At 56.2% G+C, this 26,907-nt stretch carries 25 protein-coding genes; 12 read left to right on the plus strand and 13 right to left on the minus strand.

From position 1 onward, the window contains the following. Positions 1 to 4: 4 nt before the first annotated feature. Positions 5 to 2,170 (minus strand): TonB-dependent receptor, encoded by a 2,166-nt coding sequence (locus VHE34_RS04090; protein ID WP_325584871.1) that lies wholly within the window; start codon positions 2,168 to 2,170, stop codon positions 5 to 7. Between the two features lie 358 nt (positions 2,171 to 2,528). On the opposite strand from VHE34_RS04090, the gene VHE34_RS04095 reads away from it, so the two are divergent. Further along, complete coding sequence (locus tag VHE34_RS04095; RefSeq protein WP_325584873.1) at positions 2,529 to 2,873, plus strand: hypothetical protein; 345 nt, start codon at positions 2,529 to 2,531, stop codon at positions 2,871 to 2,873. Positions 2,874 to 2,922: 49 nt separating this feature from the next. After that, entirely contained in the window at positions 2,923 to 3,099 is a 177-nt protein-coding gene (locus tag VHE34_RS04100) for a hypothetical protein (RefSeq protein ID WP_325584875.1), read from the plus strand. 160 nt (positions 3,100 to 3,259) lie between these two features. Here the strand turns inward: VHE34_RS04100 and VHE34_RS04105 are convergent, their stop codons facing one another. The 6 genes from VHE34_RS04105 to VHE34_RS04130 all read right to left on the minus strand — a co-directional run bounded on the left by VHE34_RS04105 (position 3,260) and on the right by VHE34_RS04130 (position 11,890). Continuing rightward, positions 3,260 to 5,440 carry a glycoside hydrolase family 97 protein gene (locus VHE34_RS04105; RefSeq protein WP_325584877.1) on the minus strand — a complete coding sequence of 727 codons (2,181 nt, stop codon included), beginning with the start codon at positions 5,438 to 5,440 and terminating at the stop codon, positions 3,260 to 3,262. A 690-nt stretch (positions 5,441 to 6,130) separates the two neighbouring features. After that, entirely contained in the window at positions 6,131 to 8,161 is a 2,031-nt protein-coding gene (locus tag VHE34_RS04110; protein ID WP_325584879.1) for a tetratricopeptide repeat-containing sensor histidine kinase, read from the minus strand. Between the two features lie 52 nt (positions 8,162 to 8,213). Next, positions 8,214 to 8,657, minus strand: coding sequence for a rhodanese-like domain-containing protein (locus VHE34_RS04115; protein WP_325584881.1), 444 nt, complete (start codon positions 8,655 to 8,657; stop codon positions 8,214 to 8,216). Between the two features lie 133 nt (positions 8,658 to 8,790). After that, positions 8,791 to 9,576 carry a response regulator transcription factor gene (locus VHE34_RS04120; RefSeq protein ID WP_325584883.1) on the minus strand — a complete coding sequence of 262 codons (786 nt, stop codon included), beginning with the start codon at positions 9,574 to 9,576 and terminating at the stop codon, positions 8,791 to 8,793. Positions 9,577 to 9,581: 5 nt separating this feature from the next. Then, positions 9,582 to 10,670 (minus strand): sensor histidine kinase, encoded by a 1,089-nt coding sequence (locus tag VHE34_RS04125; protein WP_325584885.1) that lies wholly within the window; start codon positions 10,668 to 10,670, stop codon positions 9,582 to 9,584. Between the two features lie 23 nt (positions 10,671 to 10,693). Beyond that, positions 10,694 to 11,890, minus strand: coding sequence for a histidine kinase (locus tag VHE34_RS04130; RefSeq protein ID WP_325584887.1), 1,197 nt, complete (start codon positions 11,888 to 11,890; stop codon positions 10,694 to 10,696). Positions 11,891 to 12,129: 239 nt separating this feature from the next. Here VHE34_RS04130 and VHE34_RS04135 point away from each other — a divergent pair, with 239 nt between their 5' ends. Next, complete coding sequence (locus VHE34_RS04135) at positions 12,130 to 12,495, plus strand: LytTR family DNA-binding domain-containing protein (RefSeq protein WP_325584889.1); 366 nt, start codon at positions 12,130 to 12,132, stop codon at positions 12,493 to 12,495. Positions 12,496 to 12,508: 13 nt separating this feature from the next. Here the strand turns inward: VHE34_RS04135 and VHE34_RS04140 are convergent, their stop codons facing one another. Next, positions 12,509 to 13,732, minus strand: a complete 1,224-nt coding sequence (locus tag VHE34_RS04140) for an epoxide hydrolase (protein WP_325584891.1) — start codon at positions 13,730 to 13,732, stop codon at positions 12,509 to 12,511. Between the two features lie 4 nt (positions 13,733 to 13,736). On the opposite strand from VHE34_RS04140, the gene VHE34_RS04145 reads away from it, so the two are divergent. Beyond that, entirely contained in the window at positions 13,737 to 13,943 is a 207-nt protein-coding gene (locus tag VHE34_RS04145) for a hypothetical protein (RefSeq protein WP_325584893.1), read from the plus strand. On the opposite strand, the gene VHE34_RS04150 is transcribed toward VHE34_RS04145, so the two are convergent. From VHE34_RS04150 to VHE34_RS04155, 3 genes are all read right to left on the minus strand, one after another. Then, positions 13,940 to 14,809, minus strand: coding sequence for an alpha/beta fold hydrolase (locus VHE34_RS04150; protein ID WP_325584895.1), 870 nt, complete (start codon positions 14,807 to 14,809; stop codon positions 13,940 to 13,942). The two genes, VHE34_RS04145 and VHE34_RS04150, sit on opposite strands and share 4 nt — an antisense overlap. Positions 14,810 to 14,858: 49 nt before the next feature. Then, on the minus strand, positions 14,859 to 15,191 hold the full coding sequence (locus VHE34_RS31095) for a TetR/AcrR family transcriptional regulator (RefSeq protein ID WP_414709845.1): 333 nt from the start codon (positions 15,189 to 15,191) through the stop codon (positions 14,859 to 14,861). Positions 15,192 to 15,253: 62 nt separating this feature from the next. Beyond that, positions 15,254 to 15,817 (minus strand): TetR/AcrR family transcriptional regulator, encoded by a 564-nt coding sequence (locus tag VHE34_RS04155; protein WP_325584897.1) that lies wholly within the window; start codon positions 15,815 to 15,817, stop codon positions 15,254 to 15,256. Positions 15,818 to 15,885: 68 nt separating this feature from the next. Here VHE34_RS04155 and VHE34_RS04160 point away from each other — a divergent pair, with 68 nt between their 5' ends. Genes VHE34_RS04160 through rbsK form a run of 3 tightly spaced genes read left to right on the plus strand, consistent with a single transcriptional unit; the run spans position 15,886 to position 19,591 of the window. Continuing rightward, entirely contained in the window at positions 15,886 to 17,649 is a 1,764-nt protein-coding gene (locus tag VHE34_RS04160; protein ID WP_325584899.1) for a beta-L-arabinofuranosidase domain-containing protein, read from the plus strand. Positions 17,650 to 17,653: 4 nt separating this feature from the next. Then, positions 17,654 to 18,652, plus strand: coding sequence for a GRP family sugar transporter (locus VHE34_RS04165; RefSeq protein WP_325584901.1), 999 nt, complete (start codon positions 17,654 to 17,656; stop codon positions 18,650 to 18,652). 9 nt (positions 18,653 to 18,661) lie between these two features. Then, on the plus strand, positions 18,662 to 19,591 hold the full coding sequence (gene rbsK / locus VHE34_RS04170) for a ribokinase (protein ID WP_325584905.1): 930 nt from the start codon (positions 18,662 to 18,664) through the stop codon (positions 19,589 to 19,591). Here rbsK and VHE34_RS04175 read toward each other — a convergent pair. Together VHE34_RS04175 and VHE34_RS04180 are read right to left on the minus strand one after the other, a co-directional pair. Continuing rightward, a complete protein-coding gene (locus tag VHE34_RS04175) occupies positions 19,551 to 20,237 on the minus strand; it encodes a hypothetical protein (RefSeq protein WP_325584907.1) in 687 nt (228 codons plus the stop codon). The genes rbsK and VHE34_RS04175 overlap by 41 nt on opposite strands. Positions 20,238 to 20,343: 106 nt before the next feature. Further along, positions 20,344 to 20,973, minus strand: coding sequence for a response regulator transcription factor (locus VHE34_RS04180; RefSeq protein ID WP_325584909.1), 630 nt, complete (start codon positions 20,971 to 20,973; stop codon positions 20,344 to 20,346). A gap of 43 nt (positions 20,974 to 21,016) precedes the next feature. Here VHE34_RS04180 and VHE34_RS04185 point away from each other — a divergent pair, with 43 nt between their 5' ends. From VHE34_RS04185 to VHE34_RS04205, 5 genes are all read left to right on the plus strand, one after another. Beyond that, positions 21,017 to 21,871, plus strand: a complete 855-nt coding sequence (locus VHE34_RS04185) for a phosphate/phosphite/phosphonate ABC transporter substrate-binding protein (RefSeq protein WP_325584911.1) — start codon at positions 21,017 to 21,019, stop codon at positions 21,869 to 21,871. Positions 21,872 to 21,885: 14 nt separating this feature from the next. Continuing rightward, a complete protein-coding gene (locus tag VHE34_RS04190) occupies positions 21,886 to 23,631 on the plus strand; it encodes a PAS domain S-box protein (protein ID WP_325584913.1) in 1,746 nt (581 codons plus the stop codon). Positions 23,632 to 23,750: 119 nt separating this feature from the next. Continuing rightward, on the plus strand, positions 23,751 to 25,010 hold the full coding sequence (locus VHE34_RS04195) for a rhodanese-like domain-containing protein (protein WP_325584916.1): 1,260 nt from the start codon (positions 23,751 to 23,753) through the stop codon (positions 25,008 to 25,010). A 20-nt stretch (positions 25,011 to 25,030) separates the two neighbouring features. Then, on the plus strand, positions 25,031 to 26,173 hold the full coding sequence (locus tag VHE34_RS04200; protein WP_325584918.1) for a sensor histidine kinase: 1,143 nt from the start codon (positions 25,031 to 25,033) through the stop codon (positions 26,171 to 26,173). Continuing rightward, positions 26,149 to 26,907 (plus strand): LytTR family DNA-binding domain-containing protein, encoded by a 759-nt coding sequence (locus VHE34_RS04205; RefSeq protein WP_325584920.1) that lies wholly within the window; start codon positions 26,149 to 26,151, stop codon positions 26,905 to 26,907. Before VHE34_RS04200 ends, VHE34_RS04205 begins: the two co-directional genes overlap by 25 nt.

A 26,907-nucleotide genomic window follows, 5' to 3' on the forward strand; every position in this document is an offset into this window, starting at 1 on the left:
GGCGCTACCATTTGAATTTGATTCCCCCATTGGCGACAAAACCATCCAACGGGGCATAAATATCCCGGAAAACGGGATGAGTGACGGTACCGGTGTAGATGCTGTCAAATCGGGTCTGCCGGGTATCGGTGATGTTCTCGAAGTTGACGAACACGGAGAAAGAACCCCATATCCGCTCACCCATCAGCCCGAAGGTCCAGTACGGCTTGCCCTGGCCGCCATCGGTCAGCGCCTGCCAGCTGTAATAGTATGCCTCGACGCCTATCTTCAGCCTGTCCTCGATCTCGTACAGGAACACATTGTTGAGCCGGTTCCGGACAGTCAGCGGGTTCTCCATGATAGCAGTGGTCTCTTTCAGATGAGCATCGGTAAACGTATACCCGATATACCAACGGAAATCGTCATAGCTGAATTTTACATTTGTCTCCCACCCCTTACTGTCGATGAAGCCGGGTACATTCACCAGGCGATAGTCGCCCCCTGCCGCATTTTTCAATTCGAGCGGATGGACGATCCGCGTATAAAAGAACAGCTGATTGAAATTAACACTGGCCTTATCGGATATCCTAAGCCGGTAGTTGAAGTCGAGATTGAAGCCATACGAACGTTCCAGCCGGTTGGAGTCGGAACGTATCGGCAGCACATTCCGGAACTGGATCCGCTCGGTCTCCTCGGTAAAAAGGGTAGGGGTCTTGTAGCCCAGACCGCCACCTAGCCGCGACGTTAGGTTCGGAGCCAGCTGAAAAAGCACGGACAGCCGGGGAAGAAAAGCCCAACCGTAGTCGGCAATGTAGTCTCCACGTAAGCCGGCTTCCGTCTGAAGCCAGGAACGAACTTTCCAGGTATTCTGCGCAAAGACGCCGACCGTAGTCTGGGTATAGCTGCGGCTGGGGAAGCTGTCTTGAGGATGCTCCCGAAAAGCATCGGTATAAAGATTCAGCCCCGCAACCCAGTCGCTTTTACCGTCTTTGCGATGAAAAGCCGCCTCCGTATACGTGGAGGACTGGCTTCCATTGAAGGTCGTCCCGGGAACAGTCATCGTCCTGTCAAAATGGTTATAGGCATTCTTGAACGTCAGGCTGCTATTGTCGTTCAGTCGATGATCCAGGCTGAATTGCGTGGACCACCGGCTGCTCTTGTTTCGCTCGTAATAGCTGTGGACACTGTCCCCTTTACCTCCCAGGTATCGGATGTCCCCACCCAGGCGGTTCTCCCAGGTAGCGCTGACCCCCGCGATCATTTTGGTCCTGGGACCCATATTCAAAAACAGCCTGGGCTCGATAACATTGCGCTGGGTCCGCGGAATGGCGGAGAAGACGGTATTACCCGGGGCATACGCCCGGCTGCTGTTCTGCGATGCATAGACAGTGACGCCGGCGCGGCTGAACTGCTGCCCGTAATAGCCATTGATGTCCAATCCGCCGGCCGAAGTCCCGTTGACAAGCATGCGCAGATCCCTCTCAGGGCCAGGCGTTTTGGAGATAAGGTTGACAAGTCCTGCAATGGCCCCGCCGCCATAAAGGGTACTGCTGGCCCCCTTGATGATCTCCACCTGTTTAAGATCCAGCGGCGGCGTTTGTAACAGCCCGAGACCTCCCGAGAATCCTGCATACATCGGAAAGCCGTCCTTGAGAATTTGCGTATACCGGCCGTCGAGCCCCTGGATACGGATGCTGGAGCTGGCCGAGGTGGCGGACACCTGTTGGGTCTGGATACCCGTCGTCTCGTTCAGCATCATCCGGATATCGCCCGGCCGCATGTTCCCTTTTTCTTCCAACTCCTCGCCGTTGATGACTTCGACGCGCGTTGGAATATTGCGAAGGGTCCGGCTGCTGCGGGTCGAAGAAACGACAACTTCACCCATCTCCTCGTGCAAGGGGGCCAGCCGGACAACAAGAGTATCGCCCGGGACAGGAACATTGATGGTAACGGTCGTTGGTTGATAACCTACCTGCCCGGCGCGAAGGACATACCGTCCGGCGGCGATCCGCGGCAATCGCGCGCGCCCGGTGCTATCGGCCGATGTCACGGGTCTGTCATTTAGCGACAAAGTAGCTCCGGGCAGTGGTTCCCCAGTCTGGTTATCTTGAATATGGACAATTATAATGGACTGCGCCATGCCGGTCACAGACAGGCACAGCGCCAGGACAAAGCCGATGGCTTGTTTCATGACGAGGAAATAGTTACAGCGTAAAAAAGGGGGTAATTCGACTAAGCAAGGGCACACCTGGGTGGCTGCCAGATCAATGCATGAAAGTCCGGAAGGGGCTGGCATTTGTAAAATGCCACCTTCACCACCGCCCCGGTTTCCGGCGCCGGCGTTGCCAAATCCACAGAAGGGACGACAAAACCATGGCAACCACCGCAAGCAAAAAAGGGGGAACAAGGCTGGGAGCATTCCTTACGGCCTGTACGGCAATCGTCATTCGCACAGCAGGGTATGCCGTCCAGAACGAGAATGTACAAGGAGAACAGGCAAAGGAAGATTTTCACAAGAACAAAATTAGGGATTTTGTACCTTTGATGAGTTGCAATGGAAGGCATTTATAGTAACGCTTTGCGTCCTGCTCTACGGGATCGAATTCCTGGCTACCCCAGGCATCATGGCCCATTCATGTATGGCGCCCCAGGCCTCGACAGCCCCAACAACCCACTCCTGCTGTCAAAAGCAAAGCCAGTGCCCAAAGCCTTCCAAAGGCTGCAACACTCCCAAGGACTGCTGCCTCAACTGTCCCCTCTGTTACGTCACGCTGCTGCATACCCCCTCTTATAATGTAGAAGAACAAGACCCGCCAAAAGAATACAACCTCTGGGTCTCTTCTTACGTCCATCTCTACCACACTTCCTGCTGGAAACCCCCGAACGCAGCCTGACCTCTCCGACAAGACAAATCAATTGATCAATTCATTTAACTCAAATAAGATGAGAAAGGCAATGGTATTGGCCATGACGGCCCTCATGCTCGCCGGTCCCGCAGCATACGCAGGCGGCGGCAAAGCAAAAGCAAAAAAACAGACCTGCACCCACTGCACAAAACAGAACTGCACCGGCGCTAAATGCGACCAGTGCTGTAAGCACGGGCAATGCACCAAGGCCTGATAAAGCAGAACGGCTCCCCTCGCAGGGAGCCGTTCTTTATTTATGGACGTTCGCCACGCCACTGATCACCGCATCTCCGTCCTGCCCGAAGTATACAGGTACATTTTGAGGGGATCGCGAAAAGGAAGATGCAGATAGGCGGAAAGCAATAAGGAACCGGCTATAACACCTTCATTCCCTTGATATCCTCCGGCTTCGCCTCTACCACACTCACCGCATACCCACCACCCGGTGCACACCACTGCCGCAACCGCGAGTTAGCTGTCACCACATACCGCCGGATGACATAAGCCTGCGGGTTAGTCTTATAATGCGCTCCCGGCCCGTCCGCATACACCGTCGCCAGGTATTTCTTCCCCGGCGCCAAAAACCCAAAGGAAAGCGAAGAGACCCGCGAAGAATCCCCGTTCACCGATCCGACGAACCAATTCCCAGTTCCCTTCGCATTCCGCGCCACGGTAAGATAGGAGCCCGGCTCGGCCTCCAGGTACTTGCTGTCGTCCCAATCCACCGCCACATCCTTGATAAATTGGAAGGCATCCGGGAACCGCTCGTAGTTCTCCACCAGGTCGGCCGCCATCTGCAAGGGCGAATACATCGTCACATACAACGCCAGCTGGTTGGCCAGCGTACTGTTGCAATGCGAATTGTTATGGGGATTCACCTTGCTGATATCCATCTCGAAGATGCCCGGCGTATAGTCCATCGGCCCGCCCAACAACCGCGTGAACGGCAGGATCGTCACATGGTTCGGCTTCGAACCGCCAAACGCCTGGTACTCCGTTCCCCGCGCCGACTCGTTGCCGATCATATTGGGATAGGTCCGCGCAAGCCCCGTCGGCCGCACAGCCTCATGACCGTTCACCATGATATGATAGGAAGCCGCCTTCTCCACCACATACTGGTAATGGTTGATCATCCATTGATCGTAATGATATTCCCCCGCCGGCAGAATATTGCCCACATAACCCGTTTTCACGGCATTATACCCGTTCTCTTTCATCAGCCGGAACGCCGTGTCCAGGCTCCGTTCGTAATTGCGCACCGACGACGAGGTCTCGTGATGCATGATCAACTGGATATGATGTGCATGGGCATAATCCCTCAACTCGGTTAAATGGAAATCGGGGTAAGGCGTCACAAAATCGAAGACCCGATCCTTCATATGCCCGAACCAATCCTCCCAACCTACATTCCAGCCCTCGACGAGTACGGCGTCAAAGCCGTTCTTTGATGCAAAATCTATCACCTTCTTTACGTTCGCATCATTAGCGCCATGCCGGCCGTTGGGCTTCGCGTGGGTATAATCGGTCTTCCCAAGTATCACCGAAGGAAACTCATCCGTATACGCCCAGGTCGATTTCCCCGTGATCATCTCCCACCACACGCCCATATATTTCATGGGCTTGATCCACGAGGTCTCCGGCAGCTTGCACGGCTCGTTCAGGTTGTAGATCATCTTCGAAGCCACGATATCCCGCGCATCGTCGCTCGCAATAATGGTCCGCCAGGGGGACACCGAAGGCGCCTGCATATTCCCCTTGTCACCCCGCGCATCCGGCGTCAGCCAGGATTCGAAGACAAAATTCCGGTCGTCGAGATTGAGCGACATACACGGATAATTCATCAGCGCCGCCTCATGCAGGTTGATATAGATGCCGTCCGCCGTCTTCAGCATCAGCGCGGTCTGGACCCCGGTAGGGGAGAAGGGCGTATAAGAAGCATTCGGCGTAATGGCCGTACGCATCAGCCCCCGGATCTCCGACAGCTTGGAGGTAGTATAGTCGTATTCCTGCGTATCATAATCCCCGGGTATCCACCACGCGGTATGATCCCCCGTCATCCCGAACTGCGTCTTCTCCTCCCTGATCACAAAATAGTCGAGATTGGGCTGTGCCGGGAACTCATACCGGAACCCAAGCCCGTCGTCAAACAACCGGAACCGTATGATCAACCTCCGCTTCGAGTCCTGCTGGTCCAATGTCATCGCCAGCTCATTGTAGTGGTTCTCGATGGTCTTGACCTCACCCCACACCGGGTTCCAGGATTCATTAAAGCTCTTTCGCGCGGAATCCGCGATCGAAAACCCGGCCGTCAGGGGAAGGTCATTCTTCAGTTCGATCCCCAGCCGGCTCGGCCGGATAATTTCCTTCCCCTTATAAAAGAGGTGATACACCGGCGCACCATCCGCCCCAAGGCTGAAATCGAGGCGAAACGCCCCACTCGGCGACGACAGCCGCTGCGCCTGGCCGGTCACAACCGCCAATAGGAACAAAACCAGCGAAAAGGAATGAAAGACGATCCGGCGAACCGGGCGGAAACAAGAGGAAAGGAGGGGCATACGCAAAAGTTTTGATGTTTGTGTATTTATTACACATTATAATGACAGCGCAAACATAAGGGTTTCAAATCATTTACTAAAAAACAGGCTATCGTAAACTTACGAAAAACCTTCGGGAATCCCGTTACCCTAAGTACTTGTTCCTAACGACAGTTAAGTTTATCGCCAAACTATCCATATCCGCGGTCCAAATAGTTGTAAACCGGGCGCGCCCGCCGCATCTTTGTCTTGTCAACAGCAACGAACCGTTTTAAAGTCCAAATAAATCCGTAGCCAAATCCAGATCCAGAAAAACCGTACCCGAATCCAGATCCAGAAAAATCGCACCCGAATCCAAGTCCAGAAAAACCAAACCCTAAGATCCTGATCCAAAGAACCAAAAAATTCAAGGCCCGAAGACCCGTACCCCGAAGCCCAATTCCAAAACCCAAACCGAAAAACCCAAAGAATCGTATCCTCAAATCCAATCCCGTAGAAAACCGTTGCTAATGTCCAAATTCCGAAAATCCGTACCCAACGTCCAAACGCTGAAAACCCAAAGGTCCAAATCCGAAGAACCACAAGATCCCAACCCTCTGAAACTAAACCGATGAAGACACTGTTACCTGTCGAAACCCTTAAGCAGTGAATGAATTAGCCCGCCGTGAGTAACGGCGGGCTCTTCATTTCTATCCCCCAAAATAGTAGAAATCACAAAGGCAGCCGAATAGTAAACGTCGTCCCCTCACCTTCCTTACTATACACCCCGATCGTCCCCCCATGCGCCTGCACGATCTGTCTCACCAATGCCAGCCCCAGTCCAAACGACGACTCCCCCGCCGTACCGGCCCGTTTCGCCTCATCCCCCAGAGTAAACAGTTTCCCCTCCATCCCGGCCGGAATACCAATTCCCTGGTCACTCACGCTGATCTGCGCCGCTCCATTCCCCCGCACGGCGCTCAGCCGGATTTCCGCGCCCTCCGGACTGAACTTGATCGCATTGTCCAGCAGGTTGATCACCACCCGCCAGATCTTTTCCCGATCGATCGAAAGGGTCATCGGCTCGACCTCGAGCCGTAAATGTTGATGCTTCTGTGCTGCCTTGAACTGCATGGTCCCCGTACAGGTCTCCAGCAGTTCGCCGAGTTCCACGGATTCCTTTTTCAATCTACCGGCAGAGATCTCCAGTTGCAGGATATTATTGATCAAGGCCAGGGATTGATCCGTCGCCTGCCTTATCAGCTTCAGCCACGTACGGGTCTGCTCCTCGGCCGGCGGCTGCTGATCCATCATCGTCAGCACCGACGCAATCGCCCCCACTGGGTTACGCAGATCATGCGCCACGGTTTTCAATGTTTGTAAATAACCCGCCTGGCTCTCGTTCAGGGAATGGATCGCCAGCTGCGTCTGCCGGTTCTCCGTCTTCAAAGCCTGGTTCAGCCGGTTCAACTGACTGATATATCCCCTCGACCGCCGCACCCCGCGGACTATCAGCAGCAACACCACGACCAGCAGTCCCGCGGTAAGGCCCGTCAGCAACAGGTACACATTCTTGAGCCGGCCCCGCTGCTCCAGCAGCTGGATCGTATACTGGTCCTCGAGGTGCTGCAATTCATTGGGAAAATTCATCTCCGCCGTCCCCCGGTTGGACCGGTCCAGCGAATCCTTCAAATGCCGCCAGTCGCTGAGCTCCCGGTACGCCTCCTTCCACGCCCCCGTCCTTTCATACCATTCGGCCTGCAATTTCCTCCAGGCAAGCTCCATATCCGCGATCGGCTTCAGATCCAGCGTGGCCCGCACATGCCCCAGCACCTGCTGCGCTTCGGGGAAATGCCGCTGCGCCAGGTGTACCCCCGCCAGCTTGACCATCATCGTCAGCGCATGACCGGAATCGTGACGCGGCCGGAGATTGCAGGCGACGCTTTCCGCAAGCTTGCCATAGGCCGCCGCAGTATCCCGCTTGCTCAATAGAACATCGGCCTGGTTGCCCACCACCACCCCTCGAGCGGTCTCGATATAGGCACGATGCGCCGAATCATCCGCAAACAAGGCCGCATATTTCGCCAGGAAGGCCAGGGTCTTATCGTAATAGAAAGCGGCGCTGTCCCATTTCCCCATGGCCGCATAGCACATTCCCGTATTGTCGATGTCGGACTGCGCCATCGCCATCGATCGGAAGTCCACGCCGCAAATGGAGAACTCCCGCGACGCCTGGATGAACAGGTCCCGCGCATCCGCAAATCTCCCTTGCCGGTAGTTGGTCATGGCCAGCCGCTGGGTATAGTCGGCCATCGTACAGCTGTCCTTCACCGGGTCTATCGCCTTCCTACCCTTGTAATAGTAGAAGAGCGCACTCTCCCGGTTCTTTTCGTACTGGAAGATCTCTCCCTTGTTCAACAGTGCCCGGGCATATTGCCGGGGATATTTTTTCCGCGCCTCGGGCTCCGACAACAAGGCCAGGCTGCTGTCCACATACACCAGCGCATTTCGCAGATCCAGCTTCTCGTAAAAATAGTATTGACCCTTATAGTCATACCGCCGGGTCCGGTCAAGGACTCCCGGGGAAGGGAAGTCCCGGTAAACGGAGTCCAGGTAGGCAAAGGAACGTTCGGGGGAAAGATTCAGGCTGTCCACCTTGCGAAAGAGGCGATCGAAATACTCCGGGTGGTCCGGTGGCAACGGCGCCTCCTCACGGCAGGAGAACAGGCAGAAGATAAGCAAAATGACGAGCGAGCCTCTCACCTGCCGCTAACGACCGGAAACCCCGCCAAAGTATGAATACATCCGGACTTTTTTAATTTTCCTTCACCGGGTACCCATGGTCGATCCAATCGGTCTTGATGTTATGGGAAAGATTCAGCAGCCGCGCATGCTGGAACTTTAGTTCCGTTAGCAGCTTGAACGCCGGCCGCACATTCGGACAACGCGCAAAAGGACAACATCCACAGTAGATGATCACCTCCCGGTTCCGGTCCTCCTTCGCCAGTAAAACCCTCAGCCGCTCAAGATTGGCGGCATCCTTCGCCGGCCCTGCCTCCTGGGAGCCTTTGATAGTCGCCGAAGGGCCAACGCTCACCACCAACGGCGGATGCGCCGAAGGGTGGTTGATTTCCGCCGCAAGATCGGCCGGCTCGACCAATTGCGCCGGCACCCACGGATCGGTCTGCCGGGAAATCCCGCCGGTAAAAGATGCGCCACAAACAAAAGCAAAGGTCAGCAAGACAAACAGTTTATTCATATCAGGCAAGTTTAAAGCTCAAAAGAAAATTTTGAATCGCATCGACACCGCATGATTGCGCACATTCATGAAACAAATATAGGCAAACAACACACCGGATCACCATTCAGATGACCCGGAGAAAAAATAGCCCTCACCCCCGCAGCACCTTCTCCACCTCCGTCCGGTAATTCCGCCCGATCGGCAGCTCCTGCCCATCCACCTCGATGATCTCATGCGTATACGATCGTATCTTATCCATCGCTACGATGAACCCTCGATGCACCCGGATAAACGCATCCGCCGGCAACAACCCCTCGATCGACGACAATGGCTGTTTAGTCACCCACTTCCGGCTCGCCGTCACAATCCGCGAATAATCCTTGAGACTTTCTATGTAAACTATCTCCGCCATCGGTATCTTCTGCGTCTTCCGGTCGACCCTTACCTGGATGCATCGCTCGACAAGTCCCGACGCCCCCGCACCAGGCACGCCCGTCGTTGGAAAGCCCGCCGTAGGCGCAGCCGCACCAGCCAATCCCGCCGTAAGCACACCCGCCGCACCCATCTCCTCGGAAGGCGCCGCCTCCAACACCCGGTTCACCGCCGTCAGGAACCGCTCGAAGGAAATTGGCTTGACAAGATAGTCCACCGCATTCAGTTCGAAACCCTCCACCGCATATTCCCGGTACGCCGTGGTAAAGATGATGCGAGGCCGCTGTTTCAACGTTCGCACAAAGTCCGTTCCCCTGATCTGCGGCATCTGGATGTCCAGGAACAAAAGATCGATCCGCTGCTGCCGCAATCGGTCCAGCGCCTGTATCGCATTGGTACACGTCCCGGCCAGCTCCAACGCGGCGATGCATTGAACATAGTCCGCCAGCACCTCCACCGCAGGCGGCTCGTCATCAACGATCAGGCAGGTTAATTTTCTGGTCATGGGAATTAAGGTAATGGATAGGGCGTGGCTCGAAGCGGCAATTGCATCCGGACCAGGAACCGATCCCTTCCCGGCAGTATCTCCAGCAGGTGGTTCCCCGGATGTAACAGGCTCAGCCGTTTTTGAACATTGCCAAGGCCAATGCCTTTCTTGTCGGACTTCAGACCCGGGGCCGGTCGGTTATTGCTTATCTCCACACTCACGACAAGCCCCTCAATAAAGATACACACTTTTATCCACGGCTTTTCCAACAGTTGGCTCGCGCCATGCTTAAAGCAATTCTCCACCAGGGGGATCAGCAACAGGGGATCGATGCACTTCTCGCCACATTCCCCCTCCACCTGCAGAAGTACGTCCAATCGGTTCCCATACCGCACCCGCTCCAGCTCGACATAATCCCGGATCAGCTTCAGCTCCTTTTCCAGCGGCACTAGCTCGGCCGAACAGTCTGTCGTCATATAGCGCACGGTGGAAGAAAGGTTCTCGACCAGCTCCAGCGCGACCCCCGGCTGGCGACGCGAAAAAGAATAGATGTTGTTGAGCGTGTTGAATAAAAAATGGGGATGCACCTGCGCCTTCAGCAGCAACGCCTCCGCCTGGGCATTCTCCATCACGAGGGCCTCCTTTTCTTTCATCGTCCGGATATAGGTCTTGATGGTCTTCAGGGCAACAAACACGGCTGCCACCGCCGGGGGGCCATAGCCCGTATAACCCCAGAACATCCCCCAGATCGACAGGAAGGATAGATCATGGGCCGCGACGTCCTTGTTCCACTGTCGGCCCATCCACACATTCAGGATCAATAGTCCTATCCAGCACACCGCCGCCAGTGCAAAGAAAGCGGCATATTGTTTCCGCCCGAAGAACCGGGGCAGCAGGTAATACGCCAGCCCGTATGTATACGCCATCTCGAAACCAAGCGTGTAACCATATTGCCACAGAATGCCGGGATCAAAGGAATACCGGTCTTTCAACAGGAAGTTACCGACCCCTTCCGTCACCAATAGATAGAGAACCCGCACCGGCCAGAACACAAGATGCCGGTAATAACGGGCAGGCCCCCTTTCAGCATAGATGAATTCAGCCAGGTTCATGGGCGTCAAGGTTAAAGATGAATTCAACCGGGTTCATAAGCCTCACGGTTGCTGAAGGGATGCGATACCCGGCGGCGTATACCGGTAAAAGAAACGTCAAGGTCCAGCGCAAGATGCAGCAACCGCCGGTTACTTTCCACAGACGTCGTTTCCTCTACCTCCCGGATATCCAACTCATGCCGCCCGGGATAGCACAGCTCCAGCCGCTCGATCACACTCTGCACGGCCTCTGAGTCCTCGAACAGTCCATCCCGCGATGCAGGATATGCCCGGTCCAGCCGGAACGATAGCCGGGAACCTTGCAGCACGATCCGCAGCTGGAGGAAGTTCAATGGCCCTCCATGCCGGTCCTCCCGGCATCGGCTGCTCGCCGCCTGCAACAACGGCAACAGGATCATCGGCGCGAGCCGGGCCCGGCGGATTTCACCCTCGATCCACAGGTCCCCGACGCGGGGAAGACACCGCCTCGCACCTTCCAGCCGCAGGAAATGCTGAAGTATCGTACACTCTTCTTCCAATGGGATCGTGTCTTCCATCCCCTCGTACAACCAGTATCGCAGTAAGCCGGAAAGCTGCAGGATCATCGCCGGCGGATCGGTGGCCCCCGCACGAATATGCGTGGCGATGCTGCCGAGCTGGCAAAGCAGGTAATCGGGTTGCGCCTTTGCCTTCAGCACCCCCAGGCGATTCCTCGATTGAAGCCGGGCCAGCCGGAGATTCTCGCGCCGCTGGTAATACTCGCCCGCCGCGAGTTTCGCGCCCAACGCCACACCACCCGCGATCATCGCATTCTGGCTGTTCAAAAATCCGATCGCAAACACCCGCATCGCAGGAACGGAATGAACGTCACAGTGACAGGACAACTGGAAGAATAGCAGGCCAAAAAAATAGTTCATCCCCGCCGTCAACGCGAATAACAGCATCCCTCCGCCCGCAAAACCCCAATAATTCTTTTTGAGTAGGAGGCGGGGTGCGAGAATATAGAGACAGGCATAGACGCACACAGCACACCCCGGGAGAAAGCATACCGCGCTGGTGAAGGCATAATAAAAGACCTCCGACCGGTCCAGCCCCTTCACACAGTCCGGCGAGATTCCCTGCAGATAGAAATAGGTCCCATACAGTAGCCAGAAAAGCCCATGCCTCCACACCCGGGGCCGGCCCCGCGAAAGCAGCAGGGACCGTATAAAAGACTCGGGTAAAAGCCGGCCGCGGATCATTCTTTTTTTTCTTCAATTTACTCGAAGCCGTAGCAACCACCAACAAAAGACCGCCTTATTCGACCAATACCGTTCGTCGTCGACAAACCGCATCCACCACCCTCACCGCCCGCCCACAACCCGCCCTCAGCATCGATAACATCGGCATCTGTCTCCCCGATCCGGCTATGGACTCCCACCTCAAAAGATTGTAAGTTCGTGTAAAGGCGTTTTATCACTTCAACACCAAATTCATCCAGATGGGAACAAGGGAAAGCTCCATCGGCAAAACCAGTTTCCTGGTCTTCACACAAAACAAGTATTTCACGGTCGCAACCGACTCCATCGCCCTCTTCTACATCCGCTACGCCTCCTCCACGATCGTCTGTTTCGACCGCCAGGAATACTCCGTCAATTATTCGCTGGACCGCATCCAGAACGACCTTCCCGAAGAGCAGTTCTTTCGGTTAAACAGGCAGTTTCTTGTTAGCTTCAGAGCCGTCAAAGAGGTCGAACACTACTTCGCCCGCAAGCTGTGCGTGCAATTGAAGATCCCCTTCACCGAAAAATTATTGGTCCCAAGGGAAAAAGCCAGCGCCTTTCTGCGCTGGCTCGAAAATCGCTGATCCGCGCGGCCCCTCAACGTAGCGACCGGAACCCCACACGGATCTCGTCCGAAAGGAATTTCGGCTGCTCCCACGCCGCAAAATGCCCGCCCTTGGGCAGCTTGTTGTAATGGATCAGCTTGGGATATGCCTTCTCCGCCCAGCTCCGCGGCGCCGGGTACAACTCGTCGGGGAACACACTCACCGCAACCGGGATGTTCACGCCCTTGGCATTGAAATACCCGCCCTTGCCAAAGTATTCCCAATACAACCGGGCGCCGGAGATACCCGTATTCGTCAGCCAGGTAATAGTGATGTTGTCGAGAATATCGTCGCGCGTCAGACCTTCGGAAGCCCCCGCGAAGACGCGCGAGATCAACTCATAGCTGCGGGCGTCATGGTCCAGGAAATAGGCCGCAAGACCAATGGGCGAATCCGCGATCCCATACAGGGTCTGCGGCCGCAACCCCATCTGGTAGCCATAGGCAATACCCTTTTGATAGACGAATTGCAGCCGCTCATAAGCAAGGTGCTCATCCGCCGAAAGACCCGCCGGCGCCGGCGCCCCCGAAAAAGCCGCCTGGTCGATCTCAGCCGGAAAGATCCCGGGCATATTGCTATGAATGCCCAACAGCGCCGGATCCGCATGTACACCCATCGCATCGACGATCACTGCTCCCCAATCACCTCCCTGCGCAACAAATTTTGTATACCCAAGCCGCTTCATCAGCACCACCCACGCCCGCGCAATATGATCCACACCCCAGCCGGTGACGGCCGGACGGCCCGAAAACCCATATCCCGGCATCGACGGGATCACCACATCGAACGCATCCGCAGCCGTACCGCCATGCGCCGTGGGATCGACCAGCGGATCGATGATCTTCATCTGCTCGATGATCGACCCGGGCCATCCATGTGTGACGATCAACGGCAACGCACCGGCATGCTTCGAACGGACATGGATGAAATGAATGTCCAATCCGTCTATCTCCGTAATGAATTGCGGCAGGGCATTCAATTTGGTCTCGATCTTCCGCCAGTCGTATTCTGTCGCCCAATACGCCGCCAGCGCCTGCATCGTGGCCAGCTGTACCCCCTGCGTCGCATCGGGAACCGTCTCCCGCTCCGGCCATTTGGTGGCCAGAACCCGGCGTTTCAGGTCGTCAAGGTCGGCCTGCGGAAAATGGATCTTGAAAGGTCTGATCGAATCGGCCGAAAGGATCGCTTCGGCCACTGGAGCTTGACTCGTTTTCATTGTGATGTATTTTCCTCTAAAATACCCTCGCCGGCCACCCCTCGCCAAGCCCCATCCCCGCAGCCGAACGTATTCACCCCCGAACCGTTCAATCCCGCCCGCGAAGCGTCATAAACCATCGCAAAGCGCACCCCTCCTCGTCACCGTGGCCGGCGCCGGCATCGGCGCAGCCACCACCATCCGGATGGACGGCGAAATAAAAAGCATCTAGAAAGGTACCGTACCCAAAAACTGCCGGATAGCCGCGCCGATCTCGTTCACATGCGTCTCCAACGCAAAATGCCCGGTATCATAGAATTTGACGATCGCCTTCGGCAGATCTTTTTTAAAGGCCTCCGCACCCGGTGGCAAGAAGAACGGATCCTTATCCCCCCAAACCGCCAGGAAAGGCGGTTGATGTTCTTTGAAATATTGGTGAAAAGCCGGGTACAACGCGATATTGCTCGCATAATCCGCAAACAGGTCCAGCTGCAGGTCCACATTGCCTTCCCGGTCCAGCAGGAACTGGTCCAACAGGTAAGACTCCGGCGCAACAAGACTCCGGTCACTCACCCCGGTGAAATACTGCCATTGCGTCATTTCCGCCGTCGTCATCGCCTTCAGCGCGTTACGGTTCTCCTCGGAAGGGTCCTTCCAGTATTTGCGGATCGGATTCCATCCCTCGCTAAGCCCTTCTTCATAGGCATTGCCGTTCTGCGAGATGATGGCCGTGATCTTCTCCGGGTTGGCCATTGCCAGCCGGTAACCTACCGGCGCACCATAATCGAAAACCTGGATCGCAAACCTCCGCAACTCCAATTGATCCACCAGCCCCTGCACATACTTCGTAAGATTGTCGAAGGTGTACGTGAACTTTTGGCGCGACGGCGCATCCGAGAGCCCGAAACCGATCAGGTCCGGCGCGATGATATGGTAATCACCGTTCAGCATCGGGATCAGGTGCCGGTACATATGGGAAGAGGTTGGAAACCCATGCAACAACAATAGGGTAGGGGCCCCGGCAGGACCCGATTCGCGATAAAAGACAGTCAGGCCCTGCACCTTCGTGCTGCGGTAGTGGACAGTGTTCGTAGACATAAAAACTCGTTTTAAATTTTTAAGAAAGGATTTGATGTTCCCGGCGATTTCAAAAGGATATTCCTCCAGCGCCGGTGGCTGGTATCCTCTTCAGTTTGATTATTTGGGTGAAAACTTTAAAACAGAACAGCTTGTTTTTTAAGTCGCAAAATTTAAAAGAACCTACCAGTCGATTTTTTTGCGGCCTCGACCCACATCCCCCGTCTCGGCGAGATACTTTGGCAAACAAGTCCTCCTTCGACGTAAACAGCTGGTACAGAGCCGACTTGGCAATCCCCGCCTCCTCGACAATTGGATCGATACCGGGATTCGAATACCCGGGCGCAAAAGGAGATGGGACATGGGTTCCGAAAAGGGTAGCCGGGAGGGAACTCGTATTCATGCCCCAAAGTTAGGAGAAAGAAAGAAAACAAACAAGTCTGTTTTCAACCTAAGCAAAACAAATTAGTACTCATACCTGTCCAGCATCTCAAACGCCAGGTCCTTTGCCGTCTGAACCGGCCACACCGCCTTATACACCTTATTGGCTATCAGTGCCCCATCAAACAAAAGATACAGCTGATCCGCCAGCTCTGCCTTCCCAGCAGGTCCCAAAATATCGGCAAATAGCCGCCGCACATTATCCTTTTGCTTTCGGATCTGCCCGATCACCCGCTCTGCATCCAGCGGAATCTCCGAAATAATATTCTGAAACTGGCAGCCATAATAGCCGTCCTGCTGCACCAGCCCGATCAAAAAATCAAACACCGCCAACACCTTCTCTTCAGGCATATCCTTCTGATCAGCAGCCGCTTGCAACGCCCGATCCGTCTCCGCACCCGCCTTTTCCAGGTACGCCATCAAAATATCCTCCTTCGTCCGGAAGGCCGTATACACCGAAGACTTCACCACCCCCGACTCCTCGATGATTTGGTTGATCCCCGTATTCGCATAGCCTTGTTTATAAAAGAGCCGGCTGGCCGTATCAATCACCGCCCGCCGGATCGCATTCTTCCTTTCCGTATGCATGCCGCAAAACTAAGCTAAAATCAGACAAGTCTGTTTTAGTCGTATATTCGGTTAACCGCCACTGCCATATGACCCGACTACTCCTGCTCTTCCTGCCGGTCCTCATCAACGCGAAACCCGCAACTCCGCGATCCGCACGCAACACACCGGCTACCCCAACCCTCATCAACCCCCTCGTCCCCAACCGGGTCGCAGATAAATATATCCCCGCCGCCTACCCAAACATCGGTGGCTACCTGGGCTACCGACTCGATGTCAACCTCAACAAACGCCTCCTCCATATCGACTCCGCCACCATCCTCTCCGGCTTCGAACATCGCCCCGGCTCCCAAACATGGATCGGCGAACACGTCGGCAAATTCCTCTTCTCCGCCTCCAAAACCTACACCTACACCCACGACCCCCGGCTCAAACAACTCATGGACGCCATCGCCCACACCTACATCGCCTGCCAGCAACCCGATGGCTACCTGGGGACTTACCTGCAAGCCGATCGCTGGACCGCCTGGGACGTCTGGGCTCATAAATACGCCATCATCGGTCTGCTGAATTATTATGCCGTCACCGGCTACACCCCCGCCCTCGAGACGGCAAAAAAAGCCGCCGACCTCATCTGCACCACCTTCGGCGACACCCCCGGCAAACGCGATCTCATGCTGGCCGGCGAACATGTCGGCCTCGCACCCGGTAGCATCCTCGAACCCATGGTCGATCTCTATCGCTACACAAACGACCCCAATTACCTCGCCTTCTGTCGCTACATCCTCCGCGCCTTCGAACAACCCAATGGCCCCAAGATCATCAGCCGCCTCGAAAGCACCGGCGACGTCACCAAGGTCGGCGACGCAAAAGCCTACGAGATGCTCTCCTGCCTCCTCGGAATCGTTAAATACTATAAGCTCACCGGCGAACAACGCTACCTCCAGGCAGCCAAAACCGCCTGGCAGGACATCGCCACCCGCCGCCTCTATATCACCGGCACCGCCAGCGATCACGAGGTCTTCATGCCCGCCGGCGATCTCAAAGCCACCAACGCCGATAACATGGGCGAAGGCTGCGTCACCGTCACCTGGCTCCAGTTCAATCTCGCCCTCCTCCAGCTCACCGGCGAGATCAAATACGCCCGGGAGATCGAACGCTCGGTGTACAATCACCTCCTGGCCGCTGAATCCCCGCAAACCGGTTGCGTCAGCTATTACACCGCCCTGCTCGGCGCAAAGCCCTACCGCTGCGACCAGGGATTTTCCTGCTGCCTCTCCAGCATCCCACGCGGCATCTCCCTCATCCCCGAAACCATCAGCGGCGCCATCGACAAAAAATTCACCATCCTGTTATATGAGAATGGCATCGCAAAGACGACGATCCCAACCGCCGACGCCGGCACGATCGCCCTCCAGGTAAAATCCAACACCAAATTCCCCCGTACCGGGATGGTGGATTACCTCATCGCCCCGTCCAAACCAGCCACCTTCCCGATCCAATTCCGCGTCCCCGAATGGTCCGCCAACTTCAAAGCCGCCATCGGGAACAAGGTCTACACCGCACGACCCGGCACCCTGTTGACCATCCAACGCAGATGGATACCCGGCGAACGCGTAAAGATCACCTTCGGTATGCCCATCGAGGTCCTCCCCGGCGGTGCTTCCTATCCGAATGCCATCGCCATCAAACGCGGCCCGCAGATCCTCGCCGTCGACAAAAGCATCAGTGACACGGTATTGCCCAAAAGCTGGACTTGGAAAGAAGCCTTCTACATCGACAAATACATCCTCGTCCCCTTTGCCGAAGCCGGCCAAACCAACGCCGAAGTAACCGTCTGGTTAAATAAATAACCCCATGTACATCATCACCACCTATCCCGTCGCCGTAGCATTCTGCGTCATCACCATGCTCTGCTGGGGCTCCTGGGCCAACACCCAAAAGCTCGCCGCCTCCACCTGGCGCTTCGAACTCTTTTACTGGGACTATGTCCTCGGTATCGGGCTCTTCTCCCTCGTCCTCGCCCTTACCCTTGGAAGTACCGGCGCCCGTGGCCGCCCCTTCCTCACCGACATCGCACAGGCAAGCACCACCGGCCTCGGCTCGGCGATCCTCGGCGGTATCATCTTCAACGCCGCCAATATCCTGCTGGGCGCCGCCATCGCCATCGCCGGCATGGCCGTCGCCTTCCCCGTGGGCATCGGCCTGGCCCTGGTCATCGGCGTGGTCGTCAACTACATCGCCAACCCCGTCGGCAACAAGACTCTCCTGGGCGCCGGCGTAGTCCTCATCGTCATCGCCATCCTTCTCAACGCCTTCGCCTACCGCCGCATGCAAAGCGCCGGCAGGCGCACCTCGACAAAAGGCCTCCTCCTCGCCCTCACCGCCGGCGTCCTCATGGGCTTCTTCTATAAATACGTCGCTGCCGCCATGTTCCCCGACTTCAACCAACCCGAACCCGGCAAACTCAGCCCCTATACCGCCGTCGTCATCTTCAGCACCGGCATTCTGCTCAGTAACATAGTCTTCAACACACTCCTGATGAAACGACCCTTCGTCGGCCCACCGGTCTCCTACAACAAGTACTTCAGCGGCAGTGTAAAGAACCACCTCACCGGTATCCTCGGCGGCTCCATCTGGTGCCTCGGCATGTCCTTCAGCATCATCGCCTCCGGCAAAGCCGGCCCCGCCATCTCCTACGGCCTCGGCCAGGGCGCCACCATCATCGCCGCCGGCTGGGGCATCTTCGTCTGGAAAGAGTTCCGCACCGCCCCAAAAGGCACCGCCCCCATCCTCGCAATAATGTTGTTATTTTACCTCATCGGCCTCGCCCTGCTCGTCGACGCCGGCACATAGCACCAAACCATGAAAATTCTGGTCATAGGCAGCTCCAATACCGACATGGTCGCAAAGACCACCCACCTCCCCGTCCCCGGCGAAACAGTCCTCGGCGGCGACTTCCTTATGGCCCCCGGCGGCAAAGGCGCCAACCAGGCCGTCGCCGCCGCCCGCATGGGCGGCAACGTAACCTTCATCGCAAAGCTCGGCAACGACATCTTCGGCAAGCAGGCAATAACCCAATACGCACAGGAGAACATCGACACAAAGCATATCGTCACCGACCCCGCACACCCCTCCGGCATCGCCCTCATCACCGTCGACGCCCACGGCGAAAACTGCATCGTCGTCGCCTCCGGCGCCAACGCCCACCTCACCCCACATGACATCCAAAAAGCAGAAAAAGAAATGGGGAACGCCTCCTGCATCCTCATGCAGTTGGAAATTCCCCTTGAAACCGTCCAATATGTAGTCAAAAAAGCCGTCGAAAAGAACATCCCCGTCATCCTTAACCCCGCACCGGCCCAACCACTCCCCGATGAACTGCTAAAACAAATCCATATCCTCACCCCCAATCAAAAAGAAGCCGAAATGCTCACCGGCATTCCGGTCATCGATAAGCCCGCCGCCGAAGCCGCCGCAAAAGCCCTCGCCGAAAAAGGCGTCCACACAGTGATCATCACATTAGGTAAATCCGGGGCACTCATACTGGATCAAGGTCAAATTGAGTGGGTACCCGCCCCGGAAGTCCATGCTGTGGACACCACCGCCGCGGGTGATGTGTTTTGTGGTTCCCTGGCCGTAGCCTTATCTGAAAAACATTCGGTAAAAGAATCCGTCATCTTCGCCTGCACCGCCGCCGCCCTCTCCGTCACAAAAATGGGCGCCCAAACCTCCGCCCCATCCCGCCGGGAAGTCACCGCATTTCTACATTCAACTCAAACCCCGCCTCTATAACACTCGCATTCATCTTCACCCACAACTCCCCGCCAAACTCCTCAACAATATCTCTCGCCAACGCGAGATAGAAACCCTCGGCCGGACAGGCCTTCCCCTCACTCGAGATCTTCCCATTCACAACTCGCTCCACCCGCTGACCCAACCGCGAAAAAAGCGACCCCGACTGCAACCGGAAACCAGCCTTGAACACCCCGCCCTCCAACACCAGCCGCTCCACCAGGATCTCTCCGTCTTCCGCCACCTCGCAAAGCCAGTAGAGGATCATCTCCATTACAAACCTGATTTCCGCCTCCGGCAACGCCAGTACCCCGCCATCTTTATGCCGGTCGACCAGGGTAAATCTCCGGGAACACGTACACTGCTTGAACCGGGCGAATAACCCACGCACCAACCGGTGCGTATCTACCCCCGCCAACTTCCGGTTCCGGTCCAGTTGATGCACGATGCCCCATTCCAGCAACGTGTCCAGCACCGTCAACGTCTGTTGGAATTGCCGCGCCGCCCGCGAAGCGATCTCCAGTCCGAAAGCAGTTCCCCGATGGTCTTCCTCGACAAGGTCAAAAAACGACCCGGTAGCATTCAACGGCGTCTTGACCTCTTTCTCCAGCAAGTCCAGCAGCCGTGGTAGTATTCTCTCTTGCAATGCGATGATTGTTTTTAAAAATTTGCGGCTGCAAAGGTGCGAAAGCTGGAATCGGTTACAAATAGTGTAAAAAGTACAATAAGGTGTAGTAGATCGACGACAGGAGTTAGTCAATCAGCTGATGCACAATAGCATAACGTGTCAGCTCGGAGTTGTTGGCAAGATTCATCTTGTGCAGGATCCTCGATCGGTATGTGCTGATCGTCGTCGGCGTCACCGCCAGCCTCTGTCCTATTTCAATAAGGGATAAACCCTTTGCGAGCAATTTCATCACCTCGAACTCGCGGTTGGATAGCAATTGATGCGGTAACTCGGCAGTAGGGCCGTTCACCATCTCCGAAAGCCGCTCCGCCAGCGAAGGAGTAATATACTTCCTCCCCATCAACGCCCGCCGCGCGGCCGTGATCAACTCCGCCGCATCCATACTCTTGCTGAGATAACCGGACGCCCCGGCCTTCAACGCCCGCAAGGCATATTGTTCCTCGGGATGCATGGTGAGTATCAGCACCGGCAACTTCGGATAATGCTTCTTGATATCTTCCAACGCCTCCAACCCGGTCTTTGAAGGCATCGAAAGATCGGAGATAACCAGGTCCCACTCCGATTGCATCACCTTCTTCACAATATCCGCGCCATCGGCCACACACTCGATATGCGCACCGGGAAACTCCCTTTGAAAGATTCGCTCCAACCCCTGCCGCACCACCTCATGATCGTCCGCGATGAGAATTTTCATTCCCTAATGTAAATAAAAGTTGCTAAATTATAAGGTCATGATTATGAGAATCGTCGTATTCGCCATCCTGCTGGCGTCCTGCAGCCACCCGGCCCCGGATCACTACCGCCCAACCTTTGCCATGGCCGCCACAGCCAAGCACGAACTCATCTTCGGCGCCCCCTCCCTCGCATACTATGAGACCACCGACCTGCTGATCAAATACCTCAACGCCCACCTCGACACCGTCCATATCCGTACCGTCGCCTGCACCTCCGTGGAAGACTATGAGGACAGGCTCCGGAAAGGATTCTTCGACTTCACCGCCATCAATGGACCCCAGCTCGTCATCGCCGGCCAGCACGGCTACACCATCGTCGGCCGTATCGCCGATGACTATCGCGCCCTCATCCTCGCTAACAAAGACTCCGCCATCCACACCTTCGCAGATTGCCGCGACAAGACCATCGCCCTGACCGGTAACCGCATCCTCGCCGGTTCCCTCATGCCCCTGATGTTCCTCCGCGAACAGGGCGTCGACGTCAACAATCATCTGAAACGACTCTATTCACCTTCCTATGAATCCGTTCTCCTGGATGTATGTCTCGGAAAATGCGCCCTCGGCGCAGTCTGGACCACTTCCTGGGAAAACTTCCAACGCAAAAGACCCGATCTCGCCTCCCGCCTGGCCGTGAAATGGACAACACCCTCCCTGCCCAGCACCGCCGTTCTGTTCAGAAAGGACGTGAACCCCGGCCTAATCAAAACCATCGCCTCCCTGCTCTTCAACCTCCACAAGGACGAAAAGGGACGACAGGCCCTGCAACGCGTCGGCATCGGCCGCTTCGAACCCGCGGACAGCACCACCTACCGCCCCGTGAAAGAGTTCCTCCGGAAATCCGATTCGCTGATCCATTAAACGCTGACTCCATTATGTCGCAACTCTTCTGGCCAAAGAAAATTCGCACTCAGCTGATCCTCGGCATCGCCCTCGTGCACCTGGTCCTCATGTCGGTCTTCGTCGCCGATCTCCTCAACCGCCAATACACCTTTCTCGTCCGCCAGGGCCAGGACCAGGCCCTCGGTCTCGCGCACGACCTGGCCATCAACGCCAACATCTATATCGTCGGCAACGACTTCGACGGCCTCGAACGCATGATCCAGTCTTACAAAGACTTCCCCCACCTCGAATACGCCATGATCCTCTCTCCGGAAAACACCGTCGTCTCCCATACCGACCCCGCCAACCTCGGTAAGACCGCCACCGACAGCATCAGCCGGTCCATCGGCAGCCAACCCAAACCGCGTATCCTCACCCACGACAATCACATCCTCGACGTCGCCGCACCCGTCATCCGCGACAAAGCCCTCATCGGCTGGGCTCGCGTAGCCATCAACCAGGACTACATCTTTGGCAACCTCGCCGGCATCGTCGAAAAAGGCATCCTTTATATCCTCATCGCCATTGCCACCGGCGCCATCATCGCCATCCTAATCGGCAAACGCCTCACCGGCGGCCTCTATAAACTCATCGCCGCCTCCGAAAAGATCCGCAGCGGCGACCACAACATCCGCGCCACCCGTTCCGGCGGCTATGAGCTCGACCTCCTCGCCACCACCTTCAACCGCATGCTCGACGAGATCGTCGCCAACGAATCCCGGCTAAAGGACAGCGAAGCAAAATTCCGCTCCCTCGTCGAACAAAGCCAGGTCGGCGTCTACATCGCTCAGGATGAGAAATTCGTCTATGTCAACCCCGTCTTCGAACAACAAAGCGGCTACGCAAAAGAGGAATTGATCGGCAAAGCTACCTTCTATATGCTCGTCCACGAGGAAGACCTCCCCCTCGTCCGACGGAATTACGAACAACGCATGTCCACCGGCCGCTCCACCGACCGCTATGTCCTCCGCGCCATCCGGCGTGACGGCGCGATCATCTTCGTAGAAGTCATCGTCTCCACCATCGTCTACAACAACGCCCCGGCCGTCATCGGTTCCATCATCGACATCACCGACCGTCTCCACGAGGAGAACCGCATCAACAAAGCCGTCATCGACGCCCAGGAACGCGAACGGATGCAGATCGGCATGGAGCTCCACGACAACGTCCAACAACTCCTGGCCGGCTCCATCCTTACCCTCGACTATGTCCGCTCCCGGATCGCCGCAGGCGGGAACCCGCAAAACATCGCCGATCCCGAAGCCCTCGACAACGTCAAAGCCTATATCAACGAAGGCATCACCGAACTCCGCCGCCTCTCCCACCAGCTCGCGCCCTCCATGCGCCTCCCCGGCAACCTCTCCGAAAAAATTCACGCCCTCGTTCAAACGATGAACATCGCCAACTCCTTCGAATCGGTCGAGATCGAGGTCGACGATTTCGACACCCCTCTAAACGCCGAGGTCCAGCTCGCCTTCTATCGCATCCTCCAGGAACAACTCACCAACATCCTCAAATACGCCGACGCGACAAGGGTGTCCATCCGCGTCAAAAGGGTAGGACAGCAGATCATCCTCTCCATCCGCGACAACGGCCGCGGCTTCGACCCCACCGAAAAACGCGAAGGCATCGGCTTCGAAAACATCCGGCGCCGCGCGACCGCCATGGAAGGAACGCTAAAGATCAATTCATCCGCCGGCGCCGGCTGCGAGCTCTCCCTCCGCGTCGGAGCATTTTGAGCCGGCTCGCCGGCGCCCTCGCCAACCCCATCCGTAGCCTCCGCACGGAGTGATTTCACTCCGGGAATCCCCGCTTTTACTCTATTCCCCGTACAACCACACGGCGATAGACTACCTTTATGCGAAGCAACACCATCGCCATGAAACTCGCCCTTTTTGCCGTATTGCTCGGGGTGGCCAGCACCACCACCGCCCAGCAAAGCCAGCTGTATGACAACACCACCTACAAAGCCATCTACTTCAAAACGGCCTGCGATCTCATCGCAAAGACCCCCGACCTCCTCCTGCTGGACGTCCGCTCCCCGGGAGAATACGCCGACACCAGCCGCTTCATCGCCTCCCGCATCGGCCGGCTAAAAGGCGCCGTCAATATCTCCATCGACTCGGTTAAAATACATTATAACGATCTGCTGCCCTACAAAAACAAACCCATTCTCGTGTACTGCTCCCATAGCATGCGCAGCAGACGGGTCAGCAAATTCCTCGCCGACAGCGGCTTTACACAGGTATATAGCCTCAACGGCGGCATGACCGAGATCTCTCGCGAACCCAACGCAGCCTTCCCCTGCCGATCCTCCCTCTATACGACAAACGTTCCCTACCGGCTGATGGGCCCCGAAGACGCAGCCAACTTTATTAAAAATAGAAGCAATGTCATCATCGACGTCCGGCCACCCGCCCAATTCAACGGCACGGACACCATCGAGGCAAACAACATCGGCCGGATAACAAATGCCGTCAATGTCCCCGCCGAAGGATTCGACCCCGCGTCCCCCGGCCTGGAAAAATACAAGGACAAACCCATCCTCGTATACGATCTCTATACCGACCGCGCCATGACCGCCGCCGCAAAACTAAAAGCAGCCGGCTTCAAAGACGTAGCCGTTCTCTTCGACGGCTTCGACACCTTCCTGCTCAGCTTCTCCTCCTCTTCCGCCACCCGCAGACAATTCGTCACCGCCGCACCCGCCTGGAGCCCCACCGGCGTCCGCGAAGCGATCGATCTTATCAACCAGTCCGCCATCGTCGCCGACGTCCGCCCCATAGAAGAATTCGGGAACAAAGCGACCCCAACCTACCACAACCTCGGCCATCTCAAAAATGCCGTCAATTTCCCCACAGCCGCCAAACTGGAAGAATACCTAAAAGACAAACCCAAAAACACCCCCGTCCTCGTCTACGCCGGCTTCTCGGCCGCCAACCGGCAGATCAACGGCGGACCCGACCCGGCCCCACTCTGCAAAAAGCTCGCAGCCGAAGGTTTTACCAATATCCACCTGCTGTACGACGGCCTCTACTCCGTGGTATGGGCCTCCGCCAACGTCGACGGTCAGCAGGACGCAAAGTCGATCCTGGTGGATCACGAAGGACTCTATTAAAAAAGCGCCATCTTTGCCAAATGATCATCCCGTTTAAAACCGCGGTGGTGCTGAGTACCATTTTCATCTACTCGAGTCTGGGGATCTATTTGAACTACCGGTCCGGGATCCTGTTCAGTGGCCTCAACATCAGCCTTTTTAACCGGCGACGCCTGGCCGTATGCTGCATCTTCTTATGCTTTTACATGGCCCTCATGTCCTTCTACCCCTGCTACAACGATTTTACCACCTTCAAAGAATACCTCGCCTGCTCGGGTCTCCACCTCCTCCGCTCGGCCTTCTTCGTATTCCTTCCCGTCACCGTCATCATGTACGTCGAACGATGGCTCACGAACCGGCCCGGGTCCTTTCTCGCCAAACGGCTTATCATCACCGCGCTCATTTTTTTCTTCCTCACCTCGACCAATATCTGGATGGCCCTCCTCATCCCACCCAACCATCGCCAGGCCACCATCACCTACACCTTCCTCGTCTCCCTGCTCTTCGGCGGCATCGTCTCCTCCATCTATATCAACATCAGCTACGCCGCCCTCGCCGAGCGCCGCCTCCGCTACGAACGCGAATGGGAGCTTTCCCGTCTCAACGAACAAAAGACAAAAGCAGAGCTCGAAGCGCTCCAGGCAAAAGTGAACCCGCATTTCTTATACAATACCCTCAATTCCATTGCCGAGCTTTCCCTCCATCAGGGCGCCAAAGCCCGCCAGATGACGATCGCCCTCGCCGAGCTCTTCCGCTACAGCCTGAATAAAAAGAATGAAACGCTCATCTCCGTCGAAGAAGAGGTCGAAATGGTGGAGAACTATTTGACAGTCGAAAAGATCCGTTTCGAAGACAAGCTGGAAGTGTCCATCGAGGTCGATGAATCGGCCCGCCACCTCAAAATGCCGAAATTCATCCTCCAACCCCTCGTCGAGAACGCCGTAAAACACGGCCTCAGGGAAGCCGGCAAAAAAGGCGTCATCCGGGTCATGATAAAAAGCGACGCAGGCCGCATCGACATCAACATCCATGACAACGGCTCCCCCTTCCCCGAAGACATCCGCACCGGCTACGGCCTCAAAAGCGTCATGGACAAGCTGAATCTTTTCTACCCGGGCAAACACACCATTTATTTCGAGAACAACCCGTCCAAACAGGTATGCCTAAGCTTTACACAACGGTGATCATAGAAGACGAACCGCCCTCCCGGCGCCTCCTCAAGGAGCTCCTTGCCGCCTACCCATCGCTCATCCACCTCGCCGGCGAAGCCGCCGACGGCGCCAACGCCATCACACTCATCAACACCCTTAGACCCGACCTCGTCTTCCTCGACATCCAACTCCCCGGCATGCTCGGCCTCGACGTGCTGAAACGCCTCAACTATAACCCCTATGTGATCTTTACTACCGCCTACGACGAATATGCCATCGACGCCTTCGACGCACTGTCCGTCGACTATCTCCTCAAACCCCTCAAAGAAGACCGCCTCGCAAAAGCGATGATCAAGCTGCAAACGTTCACGCAACCTGCCACGCCCGAATGGAAAGTCCTCGAATCCTTTGGGCTCCCTCACCCAAAAAAGGAATCCACAACACTCTCGGTTAAAAGAGGGAATAAATTCACCCTCGTCCAACTGGCGGACATCGCCTACTTCGAAGCCTCCGACAAATACACCTTCGTCCATACGGCCAACGGCCAAAAACTCTTCTGCGACCACATGCTCGCCGTACTCGAAGAACGCCTGCCCCCCGATTTCATCCGTGTCCAGAAATCCTATATCGTCAACAGGCAAAAGATCGTCGAACTCCACAAGTACTCCAATAGCCGGTACACCCTTATCCTCAACAACCGCGACTTCACCCGCATCGTTACCGGCCCATCCTACCTCGCCGTCATCAAAGAAGTCTTCGAGGTGTAG

This window comes from Puia sp., assembly GCF_035546395.1.
In the GTDB taxonomy this organism is placed as follows: Bacteria; Bacteroidota; Bacteroidia; order Chitinophagales; family Chitinophagaceae; genus Puia.